Origin of the sequence: Billgrantia montanilacus (assembly GCF_003336675.1) — a bacterium.
GTDB lineage: Bacteria > Pseudomonadota > Gammaproteobacteria > Pseudomonadales > Halomonadaceae > Halomonas > Halomonas montanilacus.
The window spans coordinates 45,831-51,982 of sequence record NZ_QPII01000026.1 but is presented as its reverse complement, the minus strand read 5'-3'; the positions used below and the strand labels follow the sequence as shown (position 1 = coordinate 51,982).

Sequence of the window (6,152 nt, the reverse complement as noted above, 5' to 3'; positions counted from 1 at the left end):
GGGGGCGGCGATGCGTAAGCTGGTCCACATAGCTTACGGGGTCCTCAAGACGCAAACCGAATACCGGCCACAAACCGCCTGATGGGATGTTTGTGGCCGGTTAGGAGAGATGGTATCTAGGTAGCGCACTCACCGATCCCCTGGACGACATAGTCGCGAGCCACGCCGATGTGGTAGTCGATGGCCTCGCGACAACGGTCGGGATCCCCGCTGGCCAGGGCCTCGAGCAGCAGCCAGTGGGAGGTCGATATGCTGTCGGGATCGGCATGGGTCTTGCCGATCAGCGCAATACAGAGTCGCAGTTCGTGGGTAATGTCGTCGAAGGCCTTGAGCAGGCGTCGATTACCCGCAAAGGCGATCACCATGCGGTGGAACACCAGATCTTCCTCGATCTTGCGGCTCTCGCTGTCGCCGGCGGCCACCTCGCACATCACCTCAACCTGTCGCCGCAGCGAGCGCTCCTTGTCCGCATCGAAATCTCCCACCAGACGCGCCATGGCGTGTCGCTCCAGGCATAGCCGCAGGTCGAAGATGTCGTTGAGCTCGGCGGCGTCCAGGGCGCGAACGAAGAAACCGCGACGGGGTTGTGACACCAGTAGGCCACGGCTTTCCAACAATCGCGCCGCCTCGCGTACGGGGGCGCGACTGACGCCCAGACCACGGGCCAGCTGCACCTCCGACAGGCGTTCACCGGGCGCAAATTTCTGGCTGATGATCGACTGGGTCAGGTAGTCCGCCACCTGCTCCACCAGGTTGCGCTGCTGAATGACCGAGGAATCACCAATAGCGTTGGATGACGACATGCTGACCGGGCTCTTGAAGGAGGGTTGAACCTAGAGTATGACGCAACCTCGCCACCTGTCGACTGTCGACAGTTTGTCGAACCGCTGCTATGGTCAAAAGGATTGCTCAGGAACGTCATCAATCACTCAGCATCGATACAACAAGACAGCAACGACAAAACAAGAAGGAAAGCGATAATGATGATGAAGACACCGTTGGCCACCGCCATCGCCGCCTTGGCCTTGACGTCCACGTTCGCCATCGCCGAGGAGCCCAAGTCCGGCGGCACCATCAATACAATCATTCAACCCGAGCCGCCGGGTCTGGTGCTCGGCATGGTGCAGAACGCACCGACCCGTGTGGTGGCCGGCAATATCTACGAGGGCCTGCTGCGCTACAGCACCGATCTCGAGCCGATGCCGCAGCTGGCCGAATCCTGGGATGTCAGCGATGACGGTCTGACCTGGACGTTTCATCTGCGCGAAGGCGTGCTGTGGCACGACGGCGAGCCGTTCACCTCTGCCGACGTGGTCTTCTCGGCCGATGTCTTCCACCGGGAATTGAACCCCAGCGCCCGTGCCGTCCTTCAACACGTCGAGAGCATCGAGGCGACCGATGACCATACGGTGGTCTTCACCCTCTCCGCCCCCTTCGGCCCCTTCCTGCTCTCCTTCGAGGCCGGCACCTTCACCATGGTGCCCAAGCATCTCTACGAAGGCACCGACTTCCGCGACAACGAGCACAACAACCACCCCATCGGCACCGGTGCCTTCAAGTTCGAGAACTGGGACCGCGGCACCGTCATCCAGCTGGTCCGCAACGACGACTACTACGAGGACGACCTGCCCTACCTGGACGGCATCAACTGGCACATCATTCCTGATGGCGCCTCCCGGGCCGTGGCCTACGAGAACGGCACCGTCGACGTGCTGCCCAACGGCACGGTGGAGAACTTCGACATCCCGCGCCTGGCCGAGATGGACAACACCTGCATCACCGATGAGGGCCACGAGTACTTCAGCCCCTTCGCCATGCTGTGGATGAACAACCGCGAGGGACCCACTGCCGACAAGCGCTTCCGCCAGGCAGTAATGTACGCCATGGATCGTGAATTCGCCCGTGACGTGCTGTGGAATGGGCTCGGTAACGTGCCGCTGTCCGCGTTCGGTTCCAATGCGCGGTTCCAGAATGACGAGCTCGAGCCCTACGATCACAACCCGGACCGGGCACGTGAACTGCTCGACGAGATGGGCTATGACGGCGAGGAGGTACGCCTGCTACCGCTGCCCTACGGCGAAACCTGGACCCGCTGGGCCGAGGCCGTACAGCAGAACCTGCGCGAAGTCGGTGTCAACGTGCGCACCCAGTCCACCGACGTGGGCGGCTGGAACCAGCGCCTCTCGGAGTGGGACTACGACATGGCCTTCACCTTCCTCTATCAGTACGGGGATCCGGCGCTGGGCATCACGCGCTCGTACCTTTCGGACAACATCGAGAAGGGCTCGCCCTGGAACAACGTCGAGGGCTACGAGAACGAGCGGGTCGACGAGCTGTTCAACGAGGCCGCCACCGCCTTCCCCGATGAAGAGCGTGAAGCGCTTTACCATGAAGCCCAGGAAATCATCCATGAGGACGTGCCGGTAGGCTGGCTGCTGGAGCTCGGCTTCCCGACCATCTATCGCTGTGACGTGAAGGACCTGGTCACTTCCGGCGTAGGGGTCAACGACGGCTTCAAGGACGCCTGGCTCGACCGCTAGTCCGTTAGAGCTCAGAGTCCGTTAGAGCGCAGCATGACGGGGGCGGCCAGGCCGCCCCCGCTGTTCCCGGTAAGCACTGATTGAAAGCACTGATCGATGGGCGGTGTCCGAGCGCGACATGGATCAGGACTTTCATCCGATTGTTGAGGCTCCCGCATGCTCTATGCACGCTTGATCCTGATGCGGCTGCTCAAGGCCGTCGTCGTCCTGTTCATGATCGTCATCTTCAATTTCTTCCTGATCCAGATGGCGCCCGGCGATCCCGCTGCGATTCTGGCCGGCGAGGCAGGCGCCACCGATCAGGAGTTCCTGCGCCAACTGCGCGAGCGCTTCGGCCTCGACCAACCCCTCTATGTACAGCTATGGCGCTATGTCTCCGGCATCGCCATGCTCGACTTCGGCTACTCCTATCGCCAGCAGATGCCGGTCCTCGACCTGATCCTGGCCCGCCTGCCCGCCACCCTGCTACTCACCGGCACGGCCTTCGTGCTGTCGCTGGCACTCGGCATCGTCGCCGGCTCCATGGCCGCCGCGCGGGTCAAGAAGCCCTCCGGTTCACTGATCATGGCGCTGGCACTGATCTTCTATGCCACCCCCCTGTTCTGGGTTGCTCTGATGGCGGTGGTGCTGTTCTCGGTCTATCTCGACTGGCTGCCCGCCTACGGCATGTACACCGTGGGCGCCGGACTCGATGGTTTCGCCCTGATACTCGACGTGGCCAAGCACCTGGTGCTGCCCGCCACCACCCTGGCGCTCTTCTTCATGGCCATCTATACCCGCATGACCCGGGCGTCTATGCTCGAGGCGAGCCAGCAGGACTACGTCAAGACCGCTCGTGCCAAGGGCCTCAGCCCCAGGGTCATCCAGCGACGCCATATCCTGCGCAACGCCCTGCTGCCGATCATCACCCTGGCCGGCCTGCAGGCGGGCCAGATGGTGGGTGGCGCCATCCTCACCGAGACCGTGTTTGCCTGGCCCGGTATCGGCCGCCTGATGTACGAGGCACTGATGCAGCGCGACTACAACCTGCTGCTGGGCATCTTCTTCTTCTCGGCCGCACTGGTCATCGTCTTCAACATCATCACCGACCTGGTCTATCGCCTGGCGGATCCGCGTATCAAGGAGGGCTCATGAGCTTCTTCGCCCGTTTCGCCCAGAACCGGGGTGCCCTGATCGGCCTGATCATCCTGATGACGATCATCCTGATGGCCATTCTTGCCCCTTTCCTCTATCCAGACTCTCCCTGGCGCATGGTCCAGCGTCCCTTCCTGTCGCCCATGGAGGTGGATGGGTTCCTGCTGGGCACCGATACCATGGGCCGTGACGTCGCCGCCGGCATCATGCATGGTGCCTGGGTGTCGCTGTTGATCGGCCTTGTCTCGACCACCGTAGCCCTGGCGATCGGTGTGCCGTTGGGTGCCATTGCCGGCTACTACGGCGGCTTGATCGACGATGGCCTGATGCGCTTCACGGAGTTCTTCCAGACCATTCCCAACTTCGCCCTGGCCATTGTGCTGGTGGCAATCATGCAGCCCAGCGTAACCTCCATCGTGCTGGCCATTGCCATCGTCAGCTGGCCACCGGTGGCCCGCCTGGTGCGAGCCGAGTTCATGTCGCTACGTCACCGCGAGTACGTGGAAGCCGCCCGTCTCGTCGGTCAGACCAACCGCACCATCATCCTGCGCCAGATCCTGCCCAATACCCTGTCGCCGATCATCGTGCTCGCCTCCCTGATGGTGGCCACCGCCATCCTGCTCGAGTCGGCGCTCTCCTTCCTGGGTCTCGGCGACCCCAACGTGATGTCCTGGGGCTACATGATCGGCGCCGCGCGGACCGTGATCCGCCAGGCCTGGTGGCTGAGCTTCTTCCCCGGCTTCGCCATCCTGCTGACGGTGCTGGCACTCAACCTGGTGGGCGAGGGTCTCGATGACGCCCTGAACCCGAAACTTTCCCGCGAACGCTCGTGATCGCCGGACCGTCAAGAAGGAAAGTCCCATGAGTGAACCCGTACTCAGCATTCGCGGCCTGACCATCGCCCTGCCCAAGGGTGCCGATCGCCCCTATGCCGTGGAAGACATCAGCTACGACGTGGAGCGCGGCGAAATCATGTGCGTGGTGGGTGAGTCCGGCTCGGGCAAGTCCATGGCGGCCAACGCCCTGATGGGCCTGCTGCCCAAGGGCGTGCGCCCCACCGCCGGCGAAGTGATCTTCGACGGCCAGGACCTGTTGACGCTGACCGAGAAACAGCACCGCAAGCTGCGCGGCCTGCACATCGGCATGATCTTCCAGGAGCCCATGACGGCCTTGAACCCGCTCATGCGGGTCGGTGCCCAGATCTCGGAGGTCTTCGAGGCCCACGGCAAGTACAACGGCAAGGAGCGCCAGGCCCATGCGCTGGCACTGCTTGAGGAGGTGGGCATTCCCCAGCCCGACAAGGCCATTCGGGCCTACCCCTTTCAGCTCTCCGGCGGCCAGCGCCAGCGGGTGATGATCGCCATGGCCCTGGCCCTGGAACCGAAGCTGTTGATCGCCGACGAACCCACCACGGCCCTGGACGTGACCACCCAGGCTCAGATCCTGGAGCTTATCCGGGACCTGCAGAAGCGCCGCGGCATGTCGGTGATGTTCATCACCCACGACTTCGGGGTGGTGGCCGAGGTCGCCAGTCGGGTCTGTGTCATGCGCTACGGCCAGATCGTCGAGCTCGGCCCGGCCAAGGAAGTACTGGAAAATCCGCAGCACGAATACACCCGGGCCCTCATCGAAGCGATACCCAGCAACATCATTCCCGAAGCCCGAGGCGGCGAGCGCCCCGCTCCCTTGCTGGAAGTGAAGGGGCTCAACAAGATATTTCGCTCCAAGGGCGGCCTGTTCAAGGCGGCGCGCGAGGTCCGCGCCCTGGATGATGTCTCCTTTACTCTCGCTCCCGGCGAAACCGTCGGCATTGTCGGCGAGTCGGGCTCCGGCAAGTCGACCCTGGGCCGCTGCGTGGTACGCCTCGAGCGCCCCGACAGCGGCACGCTCTCGCTCTCCGGCACCGATTTCACCACGCTGACCGGCGAGGAACTGCGACGACAGCGCTGGCGCGTGCAGATGATCTTCCAGGACCCGTACGCCTCCCTGAACCCGCGCACCCGCGTCGGCTATGCCATCGCCCAGGGCCCCATGGCCAACGGTGTGTCCCGTGACGAGGCCATGAAACAGGCGGGAGAACTACTGGATCTGGTGGGGCTCGGCGCCGTCGCCGTGGACCGATTCCCCCATGAATTCTCCGGCGGCCAGCGCCAGCGCATCGGCATCGCCCGGGCGCTGGCCCTGAACCCTGAGCTGATCGTTGCCGACGAGGCGGTATCGGCGCTGGATGTCTCGATCCAGGCTCAGATCCTGGAACTGCTGGAAGACCTCAAGCAGAAACTGTCATTGTCGCTACTCTTCATCACCCATGACCTGCGGGTGGCGGCCCAGATTTGCGACTACATCATCGTCATGCAGCATGGTCGCATCGTCGAGCAGGGCACTGCCGAAACGGTATTCCTCTCGCCTAGGGAGGCCTATACCCGCGAGCTGCTGGAGGCCATCCCCGGCCGTGCCCACGAACTGGAAAGTGCATGA

At 63.2% G+C, this 6,152-nt stretch carries 5 protein-coding genes; 4 read left to right on the top strand and 1 reads right to left on the bottom strand.

Annotated features, from left to right (window positions below; genetic code table 11):
- Positions 1 to 116: 116 nt before the first annotated feature.
- The gene (locus DU505_RS21155; RefSeq protein ID WP_114480952.1) at positions 117 to 803 is read right to left on the bottom strand and encodes a GntR family transcriptional regulator; all 687 of its coding nucleotides are present in this window, start codon (positions 801 to 803) and stop codon (positions 117 to 119) included.
- 183 nt (positions 804 to 986) lie between these two features.
- On the opposite strand from DU505_RS21155, the gene DU505_RS21150 reads away from it, so the two are divergent.
- The 4 genes from DU505_RS21150 to DU505_RS21135 all read left to right on the top strand — a co-directional run bounded on the left by DU505_RS21150 (position 987) and on the right by DU505_RS21135 (position 6,152).
- Positions 987 to 2,540, top strand: a complete 1,554-nt coding sequence (locus DU505_RS21150; RefSeq protein WP_114480956.1) for an ABC transporter substrate-binding protein — start codon at positions 987 to 989, stop codon at positions 2,538 to 2,540.
- Between the two features lie 156 nt (positions 2,541 to 2,696).
- The gene (locus DU505_RS21145) at positions 2,697 to 3,674 is read left to right on the top strand and encodes an ABC transporter permease (RefSeq protein WP_114480951.1); all 978 of its coding nucleotides are present in this window, start codon (positions 2,697 to 2,699) and stop codon (positions 3,672 to 3,674) included.
- Positions 3,671 to 4,507, top strand: coding sequence for an ABC transporter permease (locus DU505_RS21140; protein ID WP_114480950.1), 837 nt, complete (start codon positions 3,671 to 3,673; stop codon positions 4,505 to 4,507). Before DU505_RS21145 ends, DU505_RS21140 begins: the two co-directional genes overlap by 4 nt.
- Positions 4,508 to 4,535: 28 nt before the next feature.
- Entirely contained in the window at positions 4,536 to 6,152 is a 1,617-nt protein-coding gene (locus DU505_RS21135) for an ABC transporter ATP-binding protein (RefSeq protein ID WP_114480949.1), read from the top strand.